The following is a 3,162-nucleotide window of genomic DNA, read 5'->3' as shown; positions in this document are numbered from 1 at the left end:
GGCTATATGCCTAGCGCACGCTTAAATTTTAAAACCGCCTCGCCTAGCCGCGCGATATTTCCGCTTGGCTCTTTTTGTTCAAATTTAAAGTTTATTGAAAAGTATTTCGCCTTGACTTTTACGCTCAAATTTTAATCTCAATCTCTTTTTTATCCATTTTTCGCTAAAATCGCTAAATTTTAAAAACGCGCGGCATCCGCAAAAAAGGAAATTTATGCAAAACTCAAAGCAAACCATCACCGAAAAGATTTTCAGCGAGCACGTAGGGCGCGAGGTTTTCGCGGGCGAGATCATCGAGAGCGACATCGACATGGTCATCGGCAACGACATCACGACTCCTATCTCCATCAAGCAGTTTGAGCGAAGCGGCGCGACAAGGCTAGCTAACCCAGACGGCTTTAGCGTCGTGATGGACCACTACATCCCCGCAAAAGACATCCTAAGCGCCAACCAAGCCAAAATCAGCCGCGATTTTGCGTATAAGCACGATTTGAAAAATTATTTCGACGAAAAGGACATGGGCATCGAGCACGCGCTTTTGCCGGAAAAAGGGCTCGTGGTGCCTGGCGACGTCATCATCGGCGCCGATAGCCACACCTGTACGCACGGCGCGCTGGGAGCCTTTGCCACGGGCATGGGCAGCACCGACCTAGCCTACGCGATGATAACGGGTAAAAACTGGTTTAAGGTGCCGCCGACTATCAAAGTGATCTTTCGCGGCAAGCTAGACCGCCACGTCTACGGCAAGGACCTCATCCTAGAGATCATCCGCCGCATCGGCGTAGACGGCGCGCTGTATAAGGCGCTGGAGTTTACGGGCGAGACGATAGAGAACCTCGATATGGACGGGCGCTTTAGCATGTGCAACATGGCGATCGAGGCCGGCGGCAAAAGCGGCATCATCGCGGTCGATGAAACCACGAAAGAGTTTTTAAAGGGTAAAAATTTACGCGCCGAGCCGAAGCTGCACTACTCCGACGAGGGCGCGAACTACGAGCAAATTTTAGAGATCGACGTTAGCAATCTCGATCCCGTGATCGCCTATCCGTTCCTACCTAGCAACGGCAAGAGCGTGCGCGAGGCCGTGAAAGACGATATCGCTATCGATCAGGCCTTTATCGGCAGCTGCACGAACGGTAGGCTAAGCGATCTACGCATCGCGGCCGAGATCCTAAAAGGCCGCAAAGTAGCGCGCAAAACCCGCCTCATCATCACGCCGGCGACGCAAAAGATCGCCCTGCAAGCGCAAAAAGAGGGGCTGATGGATATTTTCGCGGAAGCGGGCGCAGTCGTGAGCAACCCGACCTGCGGCGCGTGCCTGGGCGGATATATGGGGATTTTGGGCGTTGGGGAACGCTGCGTGAGCACGACAAATAGAAACTTCGTCGGCCGCATGGGAGATCGCACGAGCGAGGTGTATCTGGCAAACTCTGCCGTAGCTGCGGCGAGTGCAGTAATGGGCAAGATCGCCGACCCAAGGGATTTGTAGTTTTATAAAATTTCAAAAAAGGGGAAGGGCTATTATAAAGCCTTCCTTCTTAAAAGGCGCAACTTATTAGGCTTACTACTTCAAATTATTTTGCAAATTTACAAGAGAACTCATTCCCTAGATCGCAAGCTTTCTTATTGAGTTCTTTTGCTTTTGCTTTATCTTTTTCTATGCCCAACCCCTTATAGTACAATGAGGCAAGGCGACCGCAACCATATCCGTCATCGTCGTCACAAGCTTTTTGATAAAACTCATGTGCTTTTGCATAGTTCTGTTCTCTAAAAAACATCTCGCCAAGACCGGCGCAACCATTCGCATTACCGCCGTCACAAGCTTTTTGATAAAGCTCCTTTGCCTTTTTACTACTTTCAAATAAGCTTAGAATTTTTAGATTGCCTTTTGCGTATAAAAAAGCTAGCTGATTGCAAGCCCATGCCCTATTTTGCCCGCACTCTTTATCGAGAATTTTTTCGGCCTTTTCGTAGTCTTTGTTTTTTAACGCAGCTTGAACCATATCATACTCATTGGCAAAACAAAAACAGGACACGCATAATATAACAAAATAAATTTTTCTCATTTTTGATCCTTTAATTTATCTTCAATATTTGTCATGACTCTAAATTCAACCCTTTGTGAATTTAAATAATTCTCTTTTAAACCGCTTTTTGAGGTTAATTTTAAATTATCATCAAGTGTTTTAGCAGACGCAAAACCTATGGCCCTAAAATGCTTTTTTAAAAAATCACCTTCTTTTGAATGCCTTAATATATATTCCAAAACAGACTGTGCTCTTTTAGAGGACAAAGCCATATTTTTTAGATATGCATCATCCGCGCTTGCATCATTCCAAACAGAGCTAGTATGACCCTCTATTCGTATTTCGTCGATATTATCTATAATATTTTTATCTGTTATTATTTTTAAATATCTAGGAAAAAAGTTATCCAAAATTTTTTCGAAATCTTTTGATAACTCCGCCTCACCTGTTTTAAAAAGAATTTCCGGCTTATTAAATCTAATAGTAAGATCATCCTCGATAACTGCATTAAATTTGGATAAATCGTCTTTAAATTCTTCTCTCAATAATGCTGTCAAATTTAGTCTTAGCTCTTTATAGTTCTTTGGTATAGCCTGACTCTTTTCTAGCTGTTCTTGTAAATTTACAACCTTAGAATTTTCATTTACCTTTAACATATACAAAGAAAACAGTAGCAAAAACACAAGCATCAAAGCTGTCATGATATCGCTCAATGCTATCCAGTAACTATTTTTGCCGGTTTTCTTAAAAAGACTCATTTTATTTTTCGCTAATTTTTTTAAGTAAATTTATGATTTCTTCTTGATTTTTTATAAGCTCGGACGGATTAAATTCTTCGCTTTTATCTTCTTTGTTTATGGCTCTAAAAAAGAAAATATCAATCAGCTTTAAAAACAGTGACCCAAAAATAGCAAAAATAGATATACTAAAGGCTGTTTTGATACCGTTTATGAGTTTAGGGATACTATTTTCAACATCATTAGCATCAAAATCAATCAAGCCCAAAAATATACCCAAAAAAGTGAAGCCTATACCTATAGTGATTAAAATATCCGAACTTTGGCTATGTAGTCTTTTGCTTTTTATCAAATTTATTAGAAAAAAGATAAAAAACACAAAAATAATACCAACGCCG

General features: G+C 42.0%; 3 protein-coding genes and 1 pseudogene. 1 reads left to right on the top strand and 3 read right to left on the bottom strand.

Annotated elements, in window-relative coordinates:
- The first annotated feature begins 214 nt into the window (after positions 1–214).
- Positions 215–1,489: a 3-isopropylmalate dehydratase large subunit gene (gene leuC / locus Q0338_RS00820; RefSeq protein WP_298085104.1), complete on the top strand. Its 1,275-nt coding sequence runs from the start codon at positions 215–217 to the stop codon at positions 1,487–1,489.
- A gap of 85 nt (positions 1,490–1,574) precedes the next feature.
- Here the strand turns inward: leuC and Q0338_RS00815 are convergent, their stop codons facing one another.
- The 3 genes and pseudogenes from Q0338_RS00815 to Q0338_RS00805 all read right to left on the bottom strand — a co-directional run.
- Complete coding sequence (locus Q0338_RS00815; protein ID WP_298085103.1) at positions 1,575–2,066, bottom strand: tetratricopeptide repeat protein; 492 nt, start codon at positions 2,064–2,066, stop codon at positions 1,575–1,577.
- Positions 2,063–2,785, bottom strand: coding sequence for an OmpA family protein (locus Q0338_RS00810; RefSeq protein WP_298085102.1), 723 nt, complete (start codon positions 2,783–2,785; stop codon positions 2,063–2,065). Before Q0338_RS00810 ends, Q0338_RS00815 begins: the two co-directional genes overlap by 4 nt.
- A 1-nt stretch (position 2,786) precedes the next feature.
- A pseudogene (locus Q0338_RS00805) lies at positions 2,787–3,162 on the bottom strand (hypothetical protein); the annotation flags it as partial.

This window comes from uncultured Campylobacter sp. (genome assembly GCF_938018145.1).
Classification (GTDB): Bacteria; Campylobacterota; Campylobacteria; order Campylobacterales; family Campylobacteraceae; genus Campylobacter_A.
The sequence above is the reverse complement of the archived record's forward strand: the minus strand, read 5'-3'. Positions and strand labels throughout refer to the sequence as shown.

Bases quoted from the DNA above. Each gene is read 5' to 3' on its own strand.
- leuC (WP_298085104.1), top strand. From the start codon at position 215: ATGCAAAACTCAAAGCAAACCATCACCGAAAAGATTTTCAGCGAGCAC.
- Q0338_RS00815 (WP_298085103.1), bottom strand. From the start codon at position 2,066: ATGAGAAAAATTTATTTTGTTATATTATGCGTGTCCTGTTTTTGTTTT.
- Q0338_RS00810 (WP_298085102.1), bottom strand. From the start codon at position 2,785: ATGAGTCTTTTTAAGAAAACCGGCAAAAATAGTTACTGGATAGCATTG.